The organism is uncultured Tateyamaria sp. (assembly GCF_947496075.1).
Taxonomy (GTDB): Bacteria; Pseudomonadota; Alphaproteobacteria; order Rhodobacterales; family Rhodobacteraceae; genus Tateyamaria.
This window is the reverse complement of sequence record NZ_CANMBJ010000002.1, coordinates 560,684-582,786: the sequence shown is the minus strand read 5'-3', so window position 1 is coordinate 582,786 and position 22,103 is coordinate 560,684. Positions and strand designations below refer to the sequence as shown.

Below are 22,103 nucleotides of genomic sequence, written 5' to 3'. Positions count from 1 at the left end.
TGTCAGTCGTTTCCTTTGTCTCTCTGGCTCTGAAATAGACCACCAAGCGCCTGTTTCACGAGGCGGCGTGCCTTGGGCCTGTCACCGGGGAGATAGGTCAGTGGCCGGCACACTTCCATGGCGGCCACACCGACACGGGCTGTCAAAGCGCCGTTTACCAGGCCTTCGCCAAATCGGCGGGACAATTTGCCTAAAATTGAACCACCTAAAACGGGTTCCAGCATATCATCGCCCACAGCAACGGCCCCCGTTGCAACCAGATGCGCCATCACGGCACGGGTCAGGCGCCAACTGCCCAACACCCCCCCGCGCCCGCCGTAAATCTCGGCAATGCGCCGGATCATGCGCAGGTTGGCGGTCAGCGCCGCGACCACGTCGGCGAGTGCCAACGGCACCAAGGCTGTGACCGTGGCAACCTGACGTGCAGCAGCTTCAACTTCCCGCTCAGCAGCCTTGTCCAACGGGGCCACAAGCGTGTCTTCGGCCAATTTGAGCAACCCGGTCGCATCCATCTGGTCGCCACGCAACTCGGCCAGACGCGCGCGTCCCCATTCCGTATCCGGCCGCGCGCGATACAGCCCATCAAGCCGGTCGACCACCACGCGGGCGGCGGCAAGATCGTTCTGTTCGGTTGCCTGCGCGGCCGCGTGGCGCAAACCGTCCAGCCGTGCAAGCCGCCGAAGTGCCGCCAGCTCCCGCAAGCAGATGATAAGTAGGGTTAGGACAAAGGCCCCCAACAGCCCGGTAAAGGCCCAGCCCACAATTGGCGCGCGGGCAATCCAACCCGTCACGAACTCCCAAGCCGCGGCGCTCAGAACCGCCGTCAGCACTGCGCCCGCCAACCCCCAGAACAAACGACCAAGCCGCGAAGGTTTGCGCGCTGCGACACGGGCGGCCATTTGCATCGCCTCGCCCCGCGGAGTGGCGACGGGGATGGGGTCGGGCACAGGTGGCGCCTCTGCCACTTTCGGAACAGGCTCCTCATCGATCTCGATCAGTACCGGACCTTTGGCCATCACGTATTCCTTTTGTGCCAGTCGTAGCGAATGTCGGGCAAACCTTCGTCGTTGCGTGCGCCGTCGGTGCGTTCCGTCTCGGCAAAGCCGTGCCGCAGATAAAACCGTTGCGCACCCGTGTTGGCCTGAAAGGTCCAGAGCGTCAGATGATCCGCGTCGGCTTGCATCCGCGCCAGTAGATCAGCACCAATGCCCTGCCCTTGTGCACTCACATCAACATACAGTGCATGCACATCGGCCCCGTTGCGCGCCGAAAAGGCGTGGACCTGCCCACCGCCTTCAGCCACTGTGACCCAACCCTGTTCGATCATATGTCCGGCAAAAGAAAGGTCCTCGGCCCGCGTATGAATGCGTGGCATCCAATCTGTACCATCGATGAAGCCCGACAGGATCGCCCCAACCGCGCCTGCATCCGTTGGCTGGGCCGCCCTGAGCAACACACTCACAGCCTGTCCCCGAACAGGAACTGTGCGGCGCGGTCGAGCCGGATGTGCGGCGGGCCATCGCCCGGGCGCAAAGTCAGAGGCGCCGGGGCAAACCGCATCACCTTGTAATCACCATCCAGCCAATCCTGCGCCCCATTCGCTGCCGGCGAAAGGATATGCGCCGGGTCATCCGGCAACGCACCGGGGTAGAAGGCTGCCTGTTTTCCGTTTTCGAGCAAGGTACCCCGCACAACGTCGAGAGGGCTGCCATCATGTTGCACGGTCTCTTCCGTCGTGGCACGCAGCGCAGCAAGTGCCAATGCCTGCGTGTCTGCCCCGGCAAAGCGCGCACGGTCGCGCGCCTCGCGGGTCAACGCCTCCATGATGGCCGTCAGGCGGGCGTGTTGGCTGTGATGCAAATGATCGGCCTTGGTCGCGGCAAACAGGATTTTCTCCACCCGTTTGCCCCGAAACAGTTGGCTCAGGAACGCATTTCTGCCGGGGCGGAAGGCAGCCAGGATTTCGGACATGGCGGCCCGCATGTCTTCGACCGCAGCTGGTCCGTTGTGGATGGCACCAAGCGCATCCACCAGCACGACCTGGCGGTCGATGCGAGCAAAGTGATCACGGAAGAATGGGCGCACCACCTGCGACTTGTACGCCTCAAAGCGCCGTGCCATTTCACGCCGCAAGGACCGCCGGGGCGCATCCCCGGGCGGCAGCGGCGCAAAGGTCAGGACCGGAGACCCGGCCAGATCGCCAGGCAGCAAGAAGCGACCGGGCGTGCAATCGTAGTACCCTGCGGCGCGGGCCGCGTGCAGGTATTCTGTGAAGGCGGCGGCAAGTGTTTTGGCCTGCACCTCGTCCAGTTTGCCCCCGCCATCCACAGGGGCAAGAACCGCGCGAAAGTCGGCGGCGCTGTCGCGTTTTTCAAGGCGAGACAACACGGACGCGGACCATTCGTCATAGCTTTGATCCAGAAGCCCAAGATCCAGAAGCCATTCGCCCGGGTAGTCGATGATATCGAGATGCACGGTCCGGGGGCCCTGCAACCCCGCCAGCAAACCGTTTGGCTTGACCCTCAGCGACACCCGCAACTCGCTGACAGCACGCGTACTATCGGGCCAGCTGGGCGGATTGCCGGTCAGCGCGCCCATGTGCGCCTCGTAATCGAAGCGCGGCACCGTGTCGTCGGGTTGCGGTTGCAGATAGGCGGCGGCGATCCGTCCTTCGCTGGCGGCCAGCAAGTGCGGCATCCGCCCCTGATCCAACAGGTTCGCAACGAGCGACGTGATGAATACCGTCTTGCCTGAGCGTGCTAGCCCGGTCACCCCCAGCCGGATGGTCGTGTCACCAAACAGGTTCGCCCCAGTATCGTAAATGCCCTGGGCCACATCTAGCACGCCATCGGCAATTGTCGTCAGAACCACGTGCGGCCCCCTTCATGTCTTGGAGCCTATGTAAGGTGTTGCACGGTCCTGCACCAGTTCAGTGTCGCTAGGGGTGTGAGTTCGGGAGCCTCCGGCGGGGATTTTTTGGAAACAGGGAAGGCAGGACCAGATGCGCGCCGTTGCAGGAGACTGTGTTTGGAGTTAGGTGGGCTTTCATGCCGCGCTATGCCCTCAAAGTCGAATATCATGGTGGTCCTTTTGCCGGGTGGCAGCGACAGGCGGATCAACCGTCTGTGCAGGGCGCGATTGAAAGCGCGCTGGCTCGGCTGGAACCCCGGGATCACACCATTGCCGCTGCCGGGCGTACCGATGCGGGCGTCCATGGGCTGGCGCAGGTCGCACATTGCGACATGGAAAAGGACTGGGAACCGTTTCGCCTGTCCGAAGCGCTGAACCACCATTTGAAACCGCACCCGGTTGCGATTGTCGCCTGCGCCCTTGTGGCGGATGATTGGCACGCACGCTTTTCTGCCGTTGAACGCCGCTACCTGTTCCGCATCCTGATGCGCCGCGCGCCTGCAACGCATCTGCGGGGGCTGGTCTGGCGTGTCAACAACCGTTTGGACGCAGATGCCATGCAGGCCGGAGCGGACCACCTGGTCGGGCGGCATGACTTTACCACCTTCCGCTCGTCCATTTGTCAGGCAGACAGCCCGCTGAAAACGCTGGATCGGTTGGATGTCACCAAGGTGGACGGCGTACATGGGCCCGAGGTTCATTTTGATGTGCGGGCGCGATCCTTTCTCCACAACCAGGTGCGCAGCTTTGTTGGCACGTTGGAGCGTGTGGGGGCCGGAGCGTGGCGTCCCGATGACGTCAAGGATGCACTTGAGGCATGTGACCGCGCCGCGTGTGGACCGGTCTGCCCGCCGGATGGGCTGTATCTGGCCGGGGTCGGCTATCCGGACGATCCGTTCGCCTAGTCCAGTTCCATCAGCCCGGCACCCGCACCGCCAGATCGCGACGCATCACTGTCAGGCACATACGTCTTGGCGGCCAGAACATCCAACTGCTTCGAAAGAGATGGATCGAGGTGAAGCCGTTCCGGGCGCGTCCGTGCACTGGGTTCGGACAGCGAAAGACTGATCCGCACCTTTGGCCCCGCGATATCCAGTTCAGCCTTGCAGGGCAAAGCAGCCAGCCAGCTGACCAGCATGGCGCGGGTTCCGGCATCCTCTTCCATTGCGTCGACGGGTCTGGCCGTCACTGACGCCGCTTCGACGATCGTTTCAACCCGGTGTGCCAAGGCAACGATTTTCTCGGGCTTGGACAAAGCCGCAGCGACAGCGCCCTGCGGACCTTCATCAGCGATATGGCGGGCCAGCATTGCGCCAAAGGCCAGCGCCTGGGCGGGCGGCACCCCTGCTCCGCTGGCGGCTTTGACCCCCAGCGTCTGTACTTCGGTCCATGACATGTTCATCGCTCCATCGCCGGAAGCCACCAATCATCCATCTCGGGACGTAGTTCATCCCCAAGGGGTGCGCCCTGTGCCAGCGTGATGCGGGTCCACAGGTCGGACTTGGGATCGAACTTTGTCGCACCAAAGAAACTGAGCTTGCAACGCAGCATATCAATGGGGCGACAGGTCGCAGCAATCAGATTATCGTGGATTTCTGCGTAAGAGTAGCGGTTTAGAAGGGCGACCCGATTGATGGCATGGGCGTGATCAGGATGTTGTGCCGTGAATTCCGACACCGGCAGCGCGGCAGTTGGAAGATCGGCATAAAGCTGTGCAACACGGCGCGCGATATCCAAAGGCGTTTCCAACTCGGCTCCGGGTTCGGCAAAACGGTCGCCCAGTCGCGGTTCCAGCTTGGCCTCGCTCACGTACCAAAACCGCCGGCATTGGTCGGCGTCCTCATAGTCATGGGCAAGCGCCCAGCCCCATTTGGCTTCGATGGCAGACTTGAGTGCTTCAGTATCCGCAAAAGGCACGATCAGAGGCCCGAACCTATCCCCCATATCTTGCGCCAGGTCATCCACATCTTCCGGGCAGACTTCGATCAATAGCGCGGCTAGAAGTTCTTGTAGCGTGTCACTTTCACCTGCCGCTGCGTTCCAAAGCGCGGCAAAGGATCGCTCTGCATGCACCGCATCAAAATGATGGGCAAACAATGCCCAATCCTCTTCCAGCTGCCGCAGAATGCGATTGTGATCCTCGGCCGGGACAATCCAATCCGCCAGATGGTGCTGCGCCCGCATCGCGAGCATTCTCAGCCGCGTGGCCTGCGCTTCGGTCATCGTCTCGCGCGCCAACACGCGGGCCAGAGCCGTTTCACGCGCTTGCATCCAATTGTGCAGCAGGACCGGGTGGTTAACCAGGAAAGGTGCCATGCCCAGCCCGGTCGCATTGCCGATACCGATGTGCCGCGCAAGGTTCGGATCAAGCGTTCCGCCGCCCACATGCTGCACCAGATCAAGCGTGAAGTGCCGGATCAGGTAGACGGTCAGCATTTCGGCGGCAAATGGGCCCTCAAGCCCGGGGCGATCCGCAACCAACGTGCGATCTGCAATGCCGAACTTGCCATTGCCATAAACCGCCGTCGTGCGCATCAGGTAGCCGATGTCACAAATCATCTGGGGGTCGGGTTGTTCCCCTGCCCGCAGGGCTGCAACCGTTGAGTCCCACATGCGGACAGATTTGTTGGCCCGGCTGAGTACAAGGTCACGCGGGCTGAAACGTCCCGCCTCTTGCTTTGGGGCCTGTATGGCAATGCGCGCGATGTCATCCGATGAAGCGATCCCGTCAAAGAGGACAAAGGCGGCATCCCATGCCGTTGCGATCACCCGATCACTGCGTTGGTCTGCAGGCAGGTCGTTCGAGATTGCGACCAACGAATAGGTGCTACCACCCAAATCAACGGCATAGGCGGCCTGACCATGGCCTTCATCCGACACATTCCAATGAATGCGCCGAACAGCAGCGCGCTCTGTGCACAACCGCCGGACTAGCACGCGCAAAAAGCTGAGCCTTGTGGGCATCATTTGTCCCATGCGCGCAAGGCGCATCACCGTTTCAGGTGGGCGCAACGGCTCTGTATGTGGGACATGATCTTTCATGCCTTCAATAGGGCCAAGAGTCGGCCTTGTGGCAAGTCATTTTGCGCAATTCGGCCCGTTCATGCAGGCCGCGGCATGGCTCTGACAATCACATCGCCTGTTGCGTGTATTTCTTCAGCTCGGCCCGGGCCACCTGACGGCGGTGCACAGCATCCGGCCCATCAGCCAGACGCAACGTGCGTTGGTGCGTCCATGCAATGGCCAGCGGTGTGTCCTGACTGATCCCCTGCCCGCCATGCATCTGCACCGCTTCATCGATGACCTTAAGCGAGACACGCGGCGCAATCACCTTGATCTGGCTGATCCATGGGGCGGCGGCACGCGCATCGCCCTGGTCCATCATCCACGCGGCCTTGAGGCACAGAAGCCGGGCCATTTCGATCTCCATCCGGCACTCGGCAATGATGTCGTAGTTGGCACCCAGCTGGGCCAGTGGCTTGCCGAACGCCTCCTTGGACAGCGACCGTCTGCACATCAGCTCAAGTGCTCCTTCGGCCTGACCGATGGCACGCATGCAGTGGTGGATGCGACCCGGCCCAAGGCGGCCTTGTGCAATCTCGAACCCCCGCCCTTCACCGAGAAGGATGTTTTCGGCAGGCACGCGCACATTCGTGAACCTGATATGCATATGCCCGTGCGGTGCATCGTCATGGCCGTAAACCATCATGGGGCGCAGCACCTCGATCCCTTCTGTCCCCGCGGGGACAACGATCATGGACTGGCGCTTGTGCTTGGGCAGGTCATCACCGCCGGTTTTCACCATGACGATATAGACCTTGCAGCGCGGGTCCCCCGCACCGGAGGCCCAATACTTTTCGCCGTTCAGCACGTAATCGTCGCCATCACGCACGCAGGACATCGAGATGTTGGTGGCATCGGACGAAGCCACATCGGGTTCCGTCATTAAGTAAGCCGAGCGGATTTTCCCTTCCAGCAGGGGCGCCAACCAGTCGGATTTCATCTTGTCGGTGCCGTAGCGCTCGAACACCTCCATGTTGCCGGTGTCGGGGGCGGAGCAGTTGAAGACCTCGGCGCCAAGCGGTGTCTTGCCCATCTCCTCGGCGAAGTGGGCGTATTCGACGGTCGAAAGCCCAAACCCCTTGTCGCTGTCGGTCAGCCAGAAATTCCAAAGCCCTGCGGCCTTGGCCTTGGCTTTCAACCCTTCCAGGATCTCAGTCTGCCGGTCGGTGTATTGCCACCGATCCCCCTTGGCGACTTCGGCTGCGTATTCTTCTTCGAGCGGCATGATCTCATCCCGGATCATGGCGGCCACCCTGTCCAGGAGGTCACGGTTCTCGGGGCGTAGCGTGAATGACATATCCATGATGATCTCCTCCTGATGACTGGCAGGGTGGCGGATCAACCGGACCGTGTCCACCGGATCATGGACGTGACGCTAGGGCAATTTGATCACGCGGCCCGCAAACCAAGGATCGCACGGGCCTGCGTTGGGGTCGCGACGGGGCGGTCATGCTTGGCGCAAACATCAACCAACCGGTCGACCAACGCCGCATTCGAGGGCGCGAGGGTCTGCTTGTCGAGACGCACATTGTCCTCAAGTCCCGTGCGCGCATGTCCACCCGCGGCAACGGCCCATTCATTCAACACGATCTGGTTCGCCCCGATCCCCGCCGCACACCACGGCGCGTCCGGAAACAGGCGCTGAACGGTTTGCACATAAAAATCAAAGACATGCCGATCTGCAGGCATCGCATTCTTAACCCCCATCACGAACTGGACGTAAGGCGTATCCTTGATCTGACCCTTGGCATGCATCTCTGCCGCCTTGAGAATATGGCTCAGATCAAACGCCTCGATCTCGGGCTTTACATCATAGGTGATCATCTCGGCCGCCAGCCAATCGACAAGGTCCGGCGGGTTCTCGTAAACCCGCGTCGGAAAATTGTTCGACCCCACAGACAGCGATGCCATGTCCGGGCGCAGCGGCAGCATTCCGCCACGCACCTGTCCCGCACCAGACCGCCCCCCGGTCGACAATTGTACGATCATACCGGGACAGTGCTTTTCCACGCCCTCTTTCAAAAGCGCGAACTTGTCGGGATCGGATGTTGTGGAGCCATCGTCATTCCGCACATGCGCGTGACAGATGCTCGCCCCCGCCTCAAACGCGGCATGGGTGCTTTCGACCTGTTCCGGCACCGTGATCGGCACTGCCGGGTTGTCCGATTTCTGGGGGACCGAGCCCGTGATAGCGACACAGATAATGCAGGGGTCGGACATGAGGCGCCTCGTTCGGAATGCTTCGCAACATCGTCCCTGAAACCCGGCGAAACGTCCAGTGCGTGCGCGCACTGAAACTGTGTGCCAAGTGTGGCCCACTCTGGCGTGAGAAGCACAGTTGGCACAGCAAACGCCTGATTATTCGACAGGATTTCACATGAAACCCGCCAATTGCGTCGTTTTTGTTGCGACATTGCGTGGAATATGCAGGCTAAAGGTCATGTCTGGAAGACCCACGTATTTCGACGAGATGTTTGGCCACGGCACAGCCGCACGTGCCCCCTATGCCGATTACTCCAAATGGTTCGCGGACGAAGACACCGCCCGCCTACTCTCCAAGTCAGAGGAAGCCGAAGCGCTGTTCCGATTGATCGGCGTGACCTTCAACGTCTACGGCGATCCAGACGCCACCGAACGGTTGATCCCTTTCGATCTGGTGCCGCGCATCATCGCCGCCCGCGAATGGGCCAAGGTGGCCAAGGGCATCGAACAACGCGTGCGCGCGCTCAACGCCTTTCTGCACGACATCTACCACCGACAAGAGATCGTGCGCGCAGGCCGCCTGCCTGCCGAAATGATCGCGCGCAACGATGCTTTCCTGCCTGAGATGATCGGCGTCTCGCCCCCCGGCGACATCTATACCCATATCGTCGGCACCGATCTGGTGCGCACCGGAGACGACGAGTTCTTTGTTTTGGAAGACAACGCGCGCACCCCTTCGGGTGTGAGCTACATGCTCGAAAACCGCGAGACGATGCTGCACATGTTCCCGGAGCTGTTCAGCAAGATCAAAGTGCAATCTGTCGGCCAGTACCCACGATCATTGCGCAAATCGCTTTCAGCCTGCGCACCGGATGCCTGCAATGGTCGCCCGACCATTGCCGTCCTGACACCGGGCATCCACAACTCGGCCTATTACGAGCACGCGTTCCTTGCCGATCAAATGAGCGCCGAGCTGGTTGAAGGGCATGATTTGCGCGTCGTGGACGGGCGTGTGGCGATGCGGACCACACGGGGCTACAAACCTATCGATGTGCTTTATCGCAGGGTGGATGATGAATATCTCGATCCGATGAACTTCAACCCGGACAGCGTTTTGGGTGTACCCGGCATCATGGACGTCTATCGCGCCGGCGGGATCACGATTGCCAACGCACCCGGCACGGGGATCGCGGACGACAAGGCGATCTACAGCTACATGCCGGACATCGTCGAATTCTACACCGGCGAAAAGGCAATCCTGCAAAACGTCCCGACGCATCGCTGTTCGGAACCGCAGGCCCTGAAATACGTGCTCGATAACCTTGCCGATCTGGTGGTGAAGGAAGTGCATGGCTCGGGCGGCTACGGGATGCTTGTCGGCCCTGCGGCATCCAAGAAAGAGATCGAGGACTTCCGCGCCAAGCTGGAGGCCGCCCCCGGCAACTACATCGCCCAACCAACCTTGGCCTTGTCCACAGTGCCTATCCTGACGGATGCGGGCCTTGCGCCGCGCCACGTGGATTTGCGCCCCTTTGTCCTTGTCTCGCCTGACCGGATCGACATCACGCCCGGTGGGCTGACACGTGTGGCCCTTACCGAAGGGTCGCTTGTCGTGAACTCATCGCAGGGTGGCGGGACCAAGGACACTTGGGTGCTGGAGGAGTAGCGCGATGCTGGGCAAGACCGCAGGCGGGCTCTTCTGGATGTTCCGCTATCTCGAACGGGCCGAGAACACCGCACGTATGATCGACGCGGGGCTGCGCATTTCGCTGACGCGATCGAGCGCTGCGGAAAGCGAATGGACGTCAATCCTGTCCTCAACCGGCCTGAGCGCAGCATATTCCGAGATACACGGCGCGCCCGATGGCCCAAAGGTGATCGACTTCCTGCTGCGCGACCCGAACAACCCCGGCTCGATCATGGCAGGGATCGAAGCCGCGCGCATGAATGCCCGGGTTGTGCGCACTGCGCTCACCCGAGAAGTGTGGGAGGCGGTGAACGAGTGCTACATGGTGCTGAAGCGACTGTTGGCTCAGCAAGTCCAAGACCGCGATCTGCCGCGGGTGCTGCAAGTGATCCGTCAACGCAGCGCTTTTGTGCGCGGGGCGCTGCACGGCACGATGGTGCGCAACCACATCTACAACTTTGCCCGGATCGGCACCTTTTTCGAACGGGCTGACAACACGGCGCGCATCCTTGATCAGAAATACTATATCCTGCTGCCCTCGGTCCGGCTGGTGGGCAGCCCATCCGACAACGTGCAGTGGGACACGATCCTGCGCGCCACATCAACGACACGGGCCTACCAAACCCTGCACGACGGAGAGGTAGACCCCAAAGCGATCGCAAAGTTCCTGATCCTTGACGGTCGTCTGCCGCGCAGCCTCGCCTTTTGCTATGGCAAGATCGGCGACAACCTCGGCTACCTCGAGCAGGAATACGCGACCCGGCACACCTGCCAATCCCTCGCCGACGCGCTTTGTTCGAAATTCAAGGCGCACGACATGAACGCCATCTTTGACTATGGTCTGCACGAATTCATCACGGATTTCCTGCGGGACAGCGCGGCCCTGGGTCGCCAGATCGAAATTGACTACCGATTTATTGAATGACTCCATGCGCCTGAACGTTCTTCACAAAACCCACTACACCTACGACGCGCCTGTTCCATACGGGCTGCAGCAGGTCCGCCTGCGTCCCAAGTCCCGCCTTGGTCAATTGGTCGAAGAATGGCGTATCGATGTGACCGGGGGGCAGGTAGAGGTGTCGTTCGAAGATGAGCACGCAAATGCAGTTGATCTGGTCAGCTTCGCGTCGGGCCAGACCGAGATTGAGATCACTTGTGCCGGCATTGTCGACGTCGAAGACAAGGCGGGCATTGTAGGACCGCAAGGCGGATATGTTCCCTTGTGGCTGTTCCGGCGCAGTACGGTGCTGACCAAACCGGGTGAGCACGTGCAGGCGTTGGCAGACAGCGCGCCCGCAAACTGCAGCGATCTGGATCGGCTGCACGCCCTGTCCGCCCATGTTCTTGAACAGGTGCCTTACTCAACTGATCAGACGGCCTCTGACCTCACGGCGGAAGCCGTGATGGAGGCAGGTCATGGTGTATGCCAGGACCATGCCCATGTGTTCATCACGGCGGCCCGCCTACTCGGGTTTCCTGCCCGCTATGTCTCGGGATACCTGATGATGGATGATCGGGTCGATCAGGACGCCAGCCATGCCTGGGCAGAAGCGTATGTGGAAGGCTTGGGTTGGGTGGGGTTCGACATTTCCAACGGCATCTCGCCCGACGCACGTTACGTGCGTGTCGCCACGGGCCTTGACTATCGCGGGGCCGCCCCGATTTCCGGTTTACGCTATGGTAACGCCGGGGAAGATATGTCTGTGACCTTGCAGGTGCAGCAGCAATAGCGCAGATTTGCCGCGACTCGGGGCGGGGACACACAAGATATGACCTATTGCGTAGGGATGCGGTTGGATGCCGGACTGATTTTTATGTCCGACACACGCACCAATGCGGGCGTCGACAACATCTCGACCGTGAAGAAGATGCACACTTGGGAAATGCCTGGTGAGCGCGTCATCGTGATCATGACAGCCGGAAACCTTGCGACCACGCAATCGGTGATCTCGCTGCTGGACGAACGGTCAAAGGCTCCCGAAGATCGCAAGCCATCGATCCTCGAAGCGCCATCTATGTTCCAGGTTGCACGCGAAGTGGGCCGGACGCTGAAAGAGGTGATCCAGTCCAATGCCACAACAGGAATGGAGGCCGACGGCGCCTTTGGCGCAACGATGATCATCGGTGGACAGATCGCAGGGTCAGAGCCGCGTCTGTTTCTGGTGTATCCAGAGGGAAATTTCATCGAAGCTTCTGAGGACACGCCCTTTTTCCAGATCGGTGAGGCAAAATACGGCAAGCCCATCATCGTGCGTGCCCACGATCCCGCCATGCGGTTCGAAGAGGCGATAAAGTTGTTAATGGTCAGTTTCGATTCGACCATCAAATCCAACCTGTCGGTTGGCCTGCCACTTGATTTTGTGACCTATGATATGGACAGTCTGTCCATCAGCCATGCAGAACGGATCGAAGCGGACGATCCTTATTTTCAGACGGTGTCGAATGGCTGGGGTCATGCACTGAAAGTTGCCTTCGATCAGCTTCCTGAGTTCGCCTTCGAATGATCCCACGGACGCTGCGCGACGACATTTTCTAGGGGGCGCTGCCCCCGTCCTGCGGACTCCCCCGTCGTATTTTCAGTCAAAAGAAATCTCTAGTGCATCTCCGGCGGCAGGTAGTTGCGGATCGAACTGGTTTTGCGGCTATGGTTCGGGTCGATCTCTCGAAGTTCAAGTGACAGCATGAAAGGGTGATGCGCCATGTGATCCGCGGTAAAGGTCTTGGCCGCCTCAAAGACAGTATCTGCTGTCAGGGTCTTCTGGTCCTCGGTCCGCCCCGCAGCCAACCGGATCACAATGTCGATGAAGCCGTGTTTCTTGTCGCCATCCGCGATCACACTGTGATGTGCAGCATGTGCGCGCACCCGAATGCCCGCCGCGGGAAACACACCTGTCGCCGCCGCTGCATCCTTTAGCGCAAGGCAAAGGCCGTGCATGTCCAGTTGATCATCAAGATTGGCGGAATAGTCGATCACGATATGAGGCATGTGCGAACTCTGTGCCCCCGCCCTATCGTGCGCAAGCCAAAAGCGCGTCGATATCAAGATGGGTTTCGAGATGGTCCGCCAATGCATCGAGCGTGACCTCCACGGTATCAGCGTAGGATGCGTTGCCGTGGTTCAGTCCGAACCTCGCAAGCCAAGCCCGCCGAAAGCCATCGTCGCGAAACATACCGTGCAGATAGCTGCCCGCAATCCGTCCATCCGCACTGATCGCACCTTCGTTCTGACCAGCAACCTGCGCAAAGGGACGCGCGCGGTCAGGTCCTTCGCTGCGTCCGATGTGAATTTCGTATCCTTGAAAAGCTTGCCCTGTTGGCACATGGACCGCCTCGATGGTGGTCAAACGCTTGTCATCGGTCATCATGGTCTGGACATCCAGCAATCCGATCCCATCCGTGGCGCCGGCCGGCCCTTCAATGCCTTCGGGGTCATCTACCACGCGACCCAGCATCTGGAACCCGCCACAGATCCCTAAGACAGCCCCACCGCGCCGCGCGTGGGCACGGATATCCTCGTCCCAGCCCTGGTCCCGCAGAAATTGTAGATCGCCCCGCGTTGACTTGCTACCCGGGATGATCACCACATCCGTGTCCGCAGGCAACGGTTGGCCCGCATGCAGCATGGTCAACCGCACCCCCGGCTCCTGTGCCAACGGGTCAAGATCATCGAAATTCGCGATACGGGACAGCTTGAGGCACACGATGTGCAGGCCATCCGGGCGGCGCGGTGTCGCGATATCCAGCGCATCCTCTGCTGGCAGTTTCCAGGCATCCGAAAACCAAGGCACCACGCCAAAGCCACGCCATCCCGTGTGCTGTTCGATCAAGGTATAACCATCGTCAAACAGGCGCGGATCACCACGAAAGCGGTTGATCAGGAACCCCTGGATCAACGCGGCATCTTCGGGGTCAATAACCGCCTGCGTACCAACAACCTGCGCGATCACACCACCCCGGTCGATGTCACCGGCCAGGATCACCGGGCAGTCGGCGGCGCGGGCAAAGCCCATATTGGCGATGTCGCCCCGGCGCAGGTTCACCTCGGCCGGGCTGCCCGCCCCTTCGACGAGCACTAGATCGTGTTCCTGCTTCAACCGACCAAAGCTGTCTAGAACATGCTCCATGAGCTGCGGCTTCAACGCCGCGTATTCGCGGGCCTGTACGGTGGTCACGCGCTTGCCCTGAACCACGACCTGGCTGCCCACATCCGTCTCAGGCTTCAGAAGCACCGGGTTCATGTCGGTATGCGGCTCAAGCCCACAGGCCATGGCTTGCAGCGCCTGGGCGCGACCAATCTCGCCCCCATCGGTCGTCACGGCGGCATTGTTCGACATGTTTTGCGGCTTGAAAGGGGCGACGGACAGGCCTCGGCGCTTTGCCGCGCGGCACATACCCGACACCAGCATCGACTTGCCGACATTCGAGCCCGTGCCTTGAAACATGAGGGCTTTCGCCATGATACCTCCATCCTGACAACCCAGAAATGCCAGATTCGTCGCGCATGCTGATGCGACGATCACTTACATGACACCACACAAACGAAACGGAAAGATCATGTTGGATTTCACAAACACACCCGAACGCCGCAAGCGCGCGGCCAAGGCGCGGGCACGCAAAACGATGATCCTGATGGGGCTGGCTATTGCAGTGCCAGCCGCTGCTTGGGCCATTGACCTTGATACCGTGGCAGCACTTTTGAGCTAAGCCCTTGCTGTCCGATGGGCAGCATCAGAATTCCACCCCTTTCTGCGCTTTGACGCCCAGATCCTTGAAGGGGTGTTTCACCAGCGTCATCTCGGTCACGAGGTCCGCCGCCTCGATCAACTCAGGCTTCGCGTTCCGGCCCGTCAGCACCACATGCGTCATCTCGGGCTTTTCTGTCATCAGGAAATCCACAACCTCGTCGATATCCAGATAATCGTAGCGCAACGCGATATTGATCTCGTCCAGCAAGACAAACTGGATCTCGGGATCGAGGATCTGCTCCTTGGCAATCTTCCACCCATTCTGCGCCGCCGCGATATCCCGCTCCCGGTCCTGGGTTTCCCATGTGAACCCTTCTCCGGATACAAAGAACCGGCACTCATCGGCAAAGCGATCCCGTAGGAACGTCTTTTCCCCGGTGTCCCAATTGCCCTTGATGAACTGAACCACCGCACACGGCATACCATGCGAAATGCAGCGCATGATCATCCCGAACCCGGACGAGGATTTGCCCTTGCCCGGTCCGGTATGGACCATGATCAGGCCCTTTTCCTCGGTCTTGGTCGCCATCATCTTGTCACGGGCGGCCTTGATCTTTTTCATCTTGGCATTGTGGCGTTCGGTGATGTCGTCCATGGCGTCCTCCGGTATATGTCGGCCAAGTGGTGCCACTATTTGACCGGCGCGACCAGAGGCGTTTGTGCAGACCAGGTCAAGCGATCCAGAAACGGCCCAAGACCAGCACGCGTGTTATCGGCAAAATGGTAGGCGCGCCAGCCACGCGCTTGTGCTGCGTCAGCATTCCGTTTCGAATCGTCCACCAGAACATGGGACGCAGCAGGTGCGCCCGTCCAATCCTCGATCTGCGCAAAATAGGCATCCTCGGGTTTCGCACAGCCCATGCGACCGGAGGCAAAGACCCGTTCAACCCGATCGGCAAACCCCATCTCTGTCTCGATATACGCTGCCCGGCGCGCCTCGTTATTTGTGCCGATCACGTGGCGAAACGCCAAACGCTCCAAGTGCGGCAGGACAGCCGGGTCAGGACGGGCATCCTTGGCAAACCAGTAGGCAAGAAAGGCGTCCACGTCGACCTCTTGCTCCAACCCGGCGATCCACTCGGACAGGGCGTCGCGCAGGTCTCGCTCGCCTCGCATGATAGAGCGCATGCGCTCGGGCCGGAACAGATGCGATTGCAAGGCGTCCAGCCGCACACCCCAATCGTCAAACAGAGCATCCGCCCAGACAAATCGTCCGTCCACAATGTTGCCGTTCAGAACACCATCGAAATCCCAAACAATGACCTGTTCCATCATGGCAAGCTCCGCTCACTCAAACGAGCCCCACCGTAACGCAACGCCCCATTGTTCACCATTGCGTTCCCGCTTGACTCTGTATCGCCGCCCGCGCACTACGGTTCTGCTGGTGCCCGGGGTCCGCTTCGGGTGAAAAGGGAATGCCGCGCAGGAATTTTCGAGTGAAAATTCTTGTCAAAGCAGCCGCCCCCGCGACCGTGACCGGAGAGGTCCCCCCACGCCACTGGCCAAGCGCCGGGAAGGCAGGGTGGCCGATGAGGCCCGCTCTCAATGGAGAGGCGCCTCGAAATCCGCAAGCCGGGAGACCTGCCAGCGAGAGAAGACGAAACCGGACGGGGTGTGCCGGGTGTCGGGAACCAACGGCCCCCTCGCCGCCCGCCATCTGCCATGCTGTCCTCTGACAGGGAAAGAACATGGCCGATTTGCCCCCCGTGGAACTCTTGGTCTGCGTGAAATGCCGCCGCGAGTTGGAGGTGCCTGAGGACGGCACCCGCCCTGGCGAAGCGCTACATGCCGAGCTTGCCAATCGCACCATGCCCGAAGGCGTGACCCTGAAGGCCGTTGAATGCCTGTCCAACTGCTCCTCCGGCTGTTCGGTCGCCGTGCGCGGCGGGGCACAGCGCTGGACCTATGTCTACGGCAACCTGATGGAAGACCGCGACGCCGACATGGTGGTTGAAGGCATCGGCAAATATGCCGCCACCTCCGATGGCATCGTGCCGTGGCGCGAGCGCCCCGAACATTTCCGCAAAAACTGCATCGCCCGCATCCCACCGCAGGAGTTTTGATCCATGGCAAACCTGAATAAAGTCCCCGTCACCGTCATCACCGGCTTTCTCGGCTCGGGTAAAACGACCCTTGTACGCCACCTGATGCAGAACCCGCAGGGCAAGCGCCTTGCCGTCGTGGTCAACGAGTTTGGCGACGTGGGCGTCGATGGCGAGATCCTCAAAAGCTGCGCCATTCCCGACTGCCCGGCCGAGAACATCATGGAGTTGGCCAACGGCTGCATCTGCTGCACCGTGGCCGACGACTTCATCCCGACAATCGAGGCACTGATGGCACTCGACCCGCAGCCCGAACACATCCTGATCGAAACCTCCGGCCTCGCTCTGCCCAAACCGCTGCTCAAGGCGTTCGACTGGCCCGATATCCGCAGCCGCATCACGGTGGACGGTGTTATCGCTTTGGCCGATGCCGAAGCGGTGGCCGCGGGCCGCTTCGCCCCGGATGTGGCGGCCGTCGACGCCCAGCGCGAAGCCGATGACAGCCTTGATCACGAAACTCCCCTTTCGGAAGTGTTCGAGGATCAGATCAGCTGCGCCGACATCATCCTGCTGACGAAACCCGACCTTGCGGGCCCCGACGGCATCGCCAAGGCCAAAGAGGTGATCGCCGCCGAAGCGCCCCGCACCTTGCCTGTTGTGGAAGTCGCCGAAGGGGCAGTCGATCCCCGCGTGATCCTTGGGCTGGAAGCGGCTGCCGAAGACGACATGGACGCGCGCCCGTCCCACCACGACGGGCATGACGACCACGAACATGACGACTTTGAAAGCGTCATCATCGACATCCCCGAAGCCAGCGATCCGGCGGAACTGGTTGCCCGCATCGAAGCGATGGCCAAGACGCAGAACATCCTGCGGGTCAAAGGCTACGCCGCCGTCGCTGGCAAGCCCATGCGCCTACTGGTCCAGGCCGTCGGTGCCCGTGTCCGCCACCAGTTCGACCGCCCGTGGGGGCCGGACGAGGCGCGGCAGGGCCGTTTGGTCGTGATTGCCGAACATGACGACGTGAACGAAGCAGCCATTCGCGCCGCCCTGGTCCAAGTCACCGAAGCCGCCGAGTAACGAAACCGCCCCAAGGCCCCAGCCATGCATGTCGTCTTCCGCGAAAGCCACGGGCTCGAAGAGACCGAGACACCCACCGATCTGGGGCAGACGCCTGCGGATCTGGTGGTGCTGTCGTTCTCGGACAGCGACCTTGGCGCCTTCGCGGCGGCATGGCACCGGGCGGACGGCAAGCTGCCCACGGTACGGCTCGCCAATTTGGTGGGCCTCAAGCACCCTCTGTCCGTCGACACCTATGTCGAACAGACACTTGAAGGGGCCAAGGGCATCCTGATCCGCCTGATCGGGGGTGTGCCCTATTGGTCCTACGGGTTGCAACAGGTCGAAGCACTGTGTCGCGCCAAGGGCATCGCGCTGGCTGTCCTGCCCGCCGATGGGCGGCCCGATACGCGGCTGGATGAAATCTCGACCCTCCCCGTATCCACTCTCCGACGCCTCGCGCATCTCTGTGACACTGGCGGCGCAGTCGCGGCGCAAGCAGCACTTGCACAAATGGCGTTGGCCTCCGGTCTATACGCGGGTCCCGTCAAAGGCTCCAAGGCACTGCCAACCGTCGGCGCATGGACACCCGAAGATGGCGTGACCTGTCCGCTGGTGCATGGCGCCGATACCCGCCCCCTGATCATCGCGACTTTCTACCGCGCCTATCTGTCCGCTGCGGACCTGTCACCGATCAAGGCGACGTTCCAAGCCCTGCGTGCCCGTGGCTTCCGCGTGCTCGGCCTCTTCGCGCCTTCGCTCAAAACCCCGGACGCGGCAGCTTGGATGGCCCGCCAGATCGCACATCAGAAACCCACCGCCATTGTCAACGCCACCGCCTTCTCCGGCATCGGCGCAAACGGCGCGTCACCCCTTGATGCGGGCGATGTCCCGGTTTTCCAGATCGCACTCGCCACGTCCACCCGAGAGGCCTGGGACGAGGCAGAGCGCGGCCTTTCCCCCACCGACCTCGCCATGCACGTGGTTCTGCCCGAGGTGGATGGCCGCCTGTTTGCCGGTGTTGCATCGTTCAAAGAACCGCAGCCGCGCGACGACGACCTGCAATTCGCCCGCTATGCGCACAAGGCCGACACCAAACGCATAGAGATGGTTGCGGACCGGGTAAAAGCGTGGACAGACCTTGCCACGACCCCGGCAAAGGAACGCACCCTCGCGCTTGTGCTCAGCACTTACCCGGGCAAGGACTGGAACATGGCTCATGCCGTGGGTCTGGATGCGCTCGCCTCGACCGATGCGATCCTTGCCGACTTGCAAAACACGGGCCACAATACCGACCTGACACCCGTCACAAGCGCACTCGAAACTGAGACGATCACTTGGCCGCTCACCGACTACAAGGCAGCGCTGTCAACTCTACCCCAATCACTACGAGACGATCTCTATGCTGCATGGGGCGGCCCCGACGATGACGCTGACAAGGGACACTTCCACTTCCCCGCCACCCGCCGGGGCAACGTCCTGGTCGCCCTGCAACCAGAACGCGGCACACCCGACGCGCGGGACGACGACTACCACGATCTCAGCCGCGTCCCCCGCCACGCCTATGTCGCTTTCTACCTCTGGCTCCAAAGCCAAACCCAAGCCCTGATCCACATTGGCGCACACGGCACTCTCGAATGGCTGCCCGGCAAATCCGTCGCCCTATCAGAAGAATGCTGGCCCGAGGCGCTGACCGGCACCCTGCCTGTCATCTACCCCTTCATCGTGAACGACCCGGGCGAGGCTGCCCAAGCCAAACGCCGCATCGGGGCTGTCACACTTGGCCACCTGCCCCCTCCGATGAAGGACAGCGCCACACCCGACAGGTTCATCCGGCTCGAAACCCTGCTCGACGAATTCTCGAACGCGGACGGCCTCGACCCCAAGCGCCGCGACCGTCTGCAAGACGACATCCGGGCTGAGGCGCAGGCCATTGGGGTCGAAAATGACCTTGGCCTCCACCGCGCCAGCTGTTCGGCAGAGGCGATCACCCGCATTGACCGCTTCGTCTGTGACATCAAGGAAAGCCAGTTCGGCGACGGTTTACACATCTGGGGTCAAGGGGCTGACACCGAGCGCAGCGCCTTGATCGACGCGCTCAATGGCAAACGCATCGCCGGTGGCCCCTCCGGCTCCCCCCACCGCGGGCGGAGCGACGTGCTGCCCACGGGCCGCAATCTCTACACCACCGACCCCCGTTCGGTCCCAACCCGCGCCGCATATGCCCAAGGCGTCAAGCTGGCCGAGGAGTTGGTCCGCCGCCACTTGCAGGAAGAAGGCGACTGGCCCCGGGGCCTGATCGTCGACCTTTGGGGCTCCGCAACGATGCGCACGGCGGGTGAGGAATTCGCGATGGCCCTGCACCTTCTGGGCGTGAAACCAGTCTGGGACCAGGGTTCCGAACGCGTCTCCGGCATAGAAGTGCTGCCCATTACCGACCTTGACCGTCCCCGGATCGACGTCACCCTGCGCGTCTCCGGCCTCTTCCGCGACGTATTCCCCACGCTCTCGGCCCTCTTTGCCCAAGCCGTCCGCGCGCTCAGCCAACGCGACGAGGCTCCCGACTGGAACCCCTACGCCGGCACGGTACCGGATGCCCGCGTCTACGGCCCCGCCCCCGGTAGCTTTGGCCTTGGTATGGGCGGAGACATAGAGACGTTCACCGAAGACGCCCGGGCTGCCGCAGGGCAAGCGTGGCTCGCAGCCAGCGCCTATGCCCTTGACGGCTCAACCGCGACGAAGGACGAAGATGGCATCCGTGCCCGCGTCGCCGCAGCCGACAGCTTTGTCCACCTGCAAGACTTGCCAGAGACAGATGTCCTGCTCGCCTCGGACTACGCCGCGCATGAAGCCGGGTTCGCTGCTGCCCAAGCGGTGACCGGAGGCAAGGCAGCCCTCTACCACCTCGACACGACGCAACCCGACCGCCCGCGCGCGCGCACCCTGCCCGAGGAAATCGCCCGCGTCGTTCAGGCCCGCGCGACGCAGGCCCAGTGGCTGCGCGGCATGATGCGTCACGGCTTCCGCGGCGGAGCAGAGATCGCCGCCACGCTCGACCACATGGCCGCCTTTGCCCATCTCGCGGGGGTCGTCGGCCCCCACCTCTTCGACGTGTACCATGACGCCACCCTCGGTGACCCCGAGGTGGCAGCCTTCCTGCAAGACGCCAACCCCGGCGCATACCAGGCGATGCAGGACCAGTTCGCAGCACTCGACGCCGCAGGCCTCTGGCACACCCGCCGCAACTCGATCCGCGCTTCGCTCGAGGCGGCACAATGACCGTCAAAGGCTGGTGCCCCGGCGCATGGCGCCCGATGATGTCAGGTGACGGGCTGATCATCCGTATCCGCCCTCGTTTGGCACGCCTTACCCGTGAGCAGGTCCTCGGCCTCTGCGCCCTGTCGCTAAGCCATGGAAACGGCATCATCGACCTCACCAGCCGTGCCAACTTGCAGATGCGCGGTATTGCGGAAGACCAGCACGGCAACGTCCTGACAGCCCTCCAACACCTCAACCTGCTCGATGCCACGGCCGAAGACGAATCCCGGCGCAACATCGTCGTCACGCCCATGTGGCAAGCGGGCGACCTTACCACACGTTTGCACGCGGCCTTGCTCAATGCCCTGCCCGACCTGCCCGACTTACCTCCCAAGATGGGCGTTGCCATCGATGCGGGAACGGGCCCCGTTCTGTCCGACACGTCCGCCGATTTCCGGTTTGAACGGGCGGACACAGGCGATCTCATCCTGCGCGCTGACGGTGCACACAAAGGCAAGCGCGTCTCGGAACAGAACGCCCCGACAGCGCTGATCGAACTGGCGAAATGGTTCGTCGCATCCGACGGTTTCGCCGCGGGCCGGATGTCCAAGCATCTGAAAACAAAAACGTTTCCAGACACGTGGCAGGATACTAAACCATCGCCCGCCACGGGTTCCATCACCCCCGGCGCGGTAACCGGCGGATTTGTCTATGGCGCGCCTTTTGGCAGCATCGACGCGCGTGCCATGACCAGACTAATCCAGGACAGCCAAGCGACCGCCCTTCGCGTCACCCCCTGGCGCACCTTCCTGTTGGAAGACGCACTGCCCTGCGATACGCACGGATTTGTCACCAGCCGCACCGATCCGCTCCTGCGCATCCACGCCTGCCCCGGCGCGCCCGCCTGCAGTGCCGCGACAGTCGATACACGCGCCCTTGCCAGACAACTCGCGCCGCATCACAGCGGAACATTCCACATCTCGGGCTGCTCAAAAGGCTGCGCCCACCCGCGCCCCGCCACCACTACGCTCGTAGGTCGCGACGGCGCGTTCGACCTTGTAGAGAACGGCCATCCATGGGATGCCCCCCGCCAACGCGGCCTCACGCCAAATGACCTCCTGACCACGGCGAGCTAAT

21 protein-coding genes and 1 riboswitch are annotated in these 22,103 nt (G+C 61.7%); of the genes, 10 read left to right on the top strand and 11 right to left on the bottom strand.

Features of this window, described 5'->3' with window-relative positions:
- Positions 1 to 2: 2 nt before the first annotated feature.
- Genes Q1A51_RS06775 through Q1A51_RS06765 form a run of 3 tightly spaced genes read right to left on the bottom strand, consistent with a single transcriptional unit; the run spans position 3 to position 2,871 of the window.
- Positions 3 to 1,016, bottom strand: coding sequence for a YcjF family protein (locus Q1A51_RS06775; RefSeq protein ID WP_299598388.1), 1,014 nt, complete (start codon positions 1,014 to 1,016; stop codon positions 3 to 5).
- The gene (locus Q1A51_RS06770) at positions 1,016 to 1,462 is read right to left on the bottom strand and encodes a GNAT family N-acetyltransferase (protein ID WP_299598392.1); all 447 of its coding nucleotides are present in this window, start codon (positions 1,460 to 1,462) and stop codon (positions 1,016 to 1,018) included. The genes Q1A51_RS06775 and Q1A51_RS06770 overlap by 1 nt, the downstream gene beginning before the upstream one ends.
- Positions 1,459 to 2,871, bottom strand: a complete 1,413-nt coding sequence (locus Q1A51_RS06765; protein WP_299598395.1) for a YcjX family protein — start codon at positions 2,869 to 2,871, stop codon at positions 1,459 to 1,461. The genes Q1A51_RS06770 and Q1A51_RS06765 overlap by 4 nt, the downstream gene beginning before the upstream one ends.
- A gap of 176 nt (positions 2,872 to 3,047) precedes the next feature.
- On the opposite strand from Q1A51_RS06765, the gene truA reads away from it, so the two are divergent.
- Entirely contained in the window at positions 3,048 to 3,815 is a 768-nt protein-coding gene (gene truA, locus Q1A51_RS06760; RefSeq protein ID WP_299598399.1) for a tRNA pseudouridine(38-40) synthase TruA, read from the top strand.
- Here the strand turns inward: truA and Q1A51_RS06755 are convergent.
- From Q1A51_RS06755 to Q1A51_RS06740, 4 genes are all read right to left on the bottom strand, one after another.
- Positions 3,812 to 4,306 carry a hypothetical protein gene (locus Q1A51_RS06755; RefSeq protein WP_299207500.1) on the bottom strand — a complete coding sequence of 165 codons (495 nt, stop codon included), beginning with the start codon at positions 4,304 to 4,306 and terminating at the stop codon, positions 3,812 to 3,814. The two genes, truA and Q1A51_RS06755, sit on opposite strands and share 4 nt — an antisense overlap.
- 2 nt (positions 4,307 to 4,308) lie before the next feature.
- The gene (locus Q1A51_RS06750; protein ID WP_299598404.1) at positions 4,309 to 5,952 is read right to left on the bottom strand and encodes a hypothetical protein; all 1,644 of its coding nucleotides are present in this window, start codon (positions 5,950 to 5,952) and stop codon (positions 4,309 to 4,311) included.
- An 88-nt stretch (positions 5,953 to 6,040) separates the two neighbouring features.
- Positions 6,041 to 7,276, bottom strand: coding sequence for an acyl-CoA dehydrogenase family protein (locus Q1A51_RS06745; protein WP_299598407.1), 1,236 nt, complete (start codon positions 7,274 to 7,276; stop codon positions 6,041 to 6,043).
- Positions 7,277 to 7,362: 86 nt separating this feature from the next.
- Entirely contained in the window at positions 7,363 to 8,193 is an 831-nt protein-coding gene (locus Q1A51_RS06740; protein WP_299598410.1) for a 3-keto-5-aminohexanoate cleavage protein, read from the bottom strand.
- Positions 8,194 to 8,413: 220 nt separating this feature from the next.
- On the opposite strand from Q1A51_RS06740, the gene Q1A51_RS06735 reads away from it, so the two are divergent.
- The 4 genes from Q1A51_RS06735 to Q1A51_RS06720 are packed head-to-tail and all read left to right on the top strand — an operon-like array spanning position 8,414 to position 12,366.
- Positions 8,414 to 9,841: a circularly permuted type 2 ATP-grasp protein gene (locus Q1A51_RS06735; RefSeq protein WP_299207488.1), complete on the top strand. Its 1,428-nt coding sequence runs from the start codon at positions 8,414 to 8,416 to the stop codon at positions 9,839 to 9,841.
- A 4-nt stretch (positions 9,842 to 9,845) separates the two neighbouring features.
- Entirely contained in the window at positions 9,846 to 10,787 is a 942-nt protein-coding gene (locus Q1A51_RS06730) for an alpha-E domain-containing protein (RefSeq protein WP_299207485.1), read from the top strand.
- A gap of 4 nt (positions 10,788 to 10,791) precedes the next feature.
- Positions 10,792 to 11,592, top strand: coding sequence for a transglutaminase family protein (locus Q1A51_RS06725; protein WP_299207482.1), 801 nt, complete (start codon positions 10,792 to 10,794; stop codon positions 11,590 to 11,592).
- Between the two features lie 39 nt (positions 11,593 to 11,631).
- Positions 11,632 to 12,366: a proteasome-type protease gene (locus Q1A51_RS06720; protein WP_299598414.1), complete on the top strand. Its 735-nt coding sequence runs from the start codon at positions 11,632 to 11,634 to the stop codon at positions 12,364 to 12,366.
- A gap of 89 nt (positions 12,367 to 12,455) precedes the next feature.
- Here Q1A51_RS06720 and Q1A51_RS06715 read toward each other — a convergent pair whose 3' ends face one another.
- Positions 12,456 to 12,848, bottom strand: a complete 393-nt coding sequence (locus Q1A51_RS06715; RefSeq protein ID WP_299598416.1) for a 5-carboxymethyl-2-hydroxymuconate isomerase — start codon at positions 12,846 to 12,848, stop codon at positions 12,456 to 12,458.
- A gap of 22 nt (positions 12,849 to 12,870) precedes the next feature.
- Complete coding sequence (locus Q1A51_RS06710) at positions 12,871 to 14,319, bottom strand: cobyric acid synthase (protein WP_299598418.1); 1,449 nt, start codon at positions 14,317 to 14,319, stop codon at positions 12,871 to 12,873.
- A gap of 97 nt (positions 14,320 to 14,416) precedes the next feature.
- Here Q1A51_RS06710 and Q1A51_RS06705 point away from each other — a divergent pair, with 97 nt between their 5' ends.
- Complete coding sequence (locus Q1A51_RS06705) at positions 14,417 to 14,566, top strand: hypothetical protein (RefSeq protein WP_299207471.1); 150 nt, start codon at positions 14,417 to 14,419, stop codon at positions 14,564 to 14,566.
- Positions 14,567 to 14,590: 24 nt separating this feature from the next.
- On the opposite strand, the gene cobO is transcribed toward Q1A51_RS06705, so the two are convergent.
- Both cobO and Q1A51_RS06695 read right to left on the bottom strand, forming a co-directional pair.
- Positions 14,591 to 15,202 (bottom strand): cob(I)yrinic acid a,c-diamide adenosyltransferase, encoded by a 612-nt coding sequence (gene cobO, locus Q1A51_RS06700; protein WP_299598421.1) that lies wholly within the window; start codon positions 15,200 to 15,202, stop codon positions 14,591 to 14,593.
- 35 nt (positions 15,203 to 15,237) lie between these two features.
- Positions 15,238 to 15,882, bottom strand: coding sequence for an HAD family hydrolase (locus Q1A51_RS06695; protein ID WP_299598423.1), 645 nt, complete (start codon positions 15,880 to 15,882; stop codon positions 15,238 to 15,240).
- A gap of 90 nt (positions 15,883 to 15,972) precedes the next feature.
- Positions 15,973 to 16,211: riboswitch (cobalamin riboswitch) on the top strand.
- Between the two features lie 84 nt (positions 16,212 to 16,295).
- On the opposite strand from Q1A51_RS06695, the gene Q1A51_RS06690 reads away from it, so the two are divergent.
- The 4 genes from Q1A51_RS06690 to cobG are packed head-to-tail and all read left to right on the top strand — an operon-like array spanning position 16,296 to position 22,102.
- Positions 16,296 to 16,670 (top strand): DUF1636 domain-containing protein, encoded by a 375-nt coding sequence (locus Q1A51_RS06690; protein WP_299207462.1) that lies wholly within the window; start codon positions 16,296 to 16,298, stop codon positions 16,668 to 16,670.
- A gap of 3 nt (positions 16,671 to 16,673) precedes the next feature.
- On the top strand, positions 16,674 to 17,729 hold the full coding sequence (gene cobW, locus Q1A51_RS06685; protein ID WP_299598425.1) for a cobalamin biosynthesis protein CobW: 1,056 nt from the start codon (positions 16,674 to 16,676) through the stop codon (positions 17,727 to 17,729).
- 24 nt (positions 17,730 to 17,753) lie between these two features.
- Entirely contained in the window at positions 17,754 to 20,987 is a 3,234-nt protein-coding gene (gene cobN, locus Q1A51_RS06680; protein ID WP_299598427.1) for a cobaltochelatase subunit CobN, read from the top strand.
- Positions 20,984 to 22,102 (top strand): precorrin-3B synthase, encoded by a 1,119-nt coding sequence (cobG, locus tag Q1A51_RS06675; RefSeq protein ID WP_299598430.1) that lies wholly within the window; start codon positions 20,984 to 20,986, stop codon positions 22,100 to 22,102. The genes cobN and cobG overlap by 4 nt, the downstream gene beginning before the upstream one ends.
- Position 22,103 lies beyond the last annotated feature (1 nt).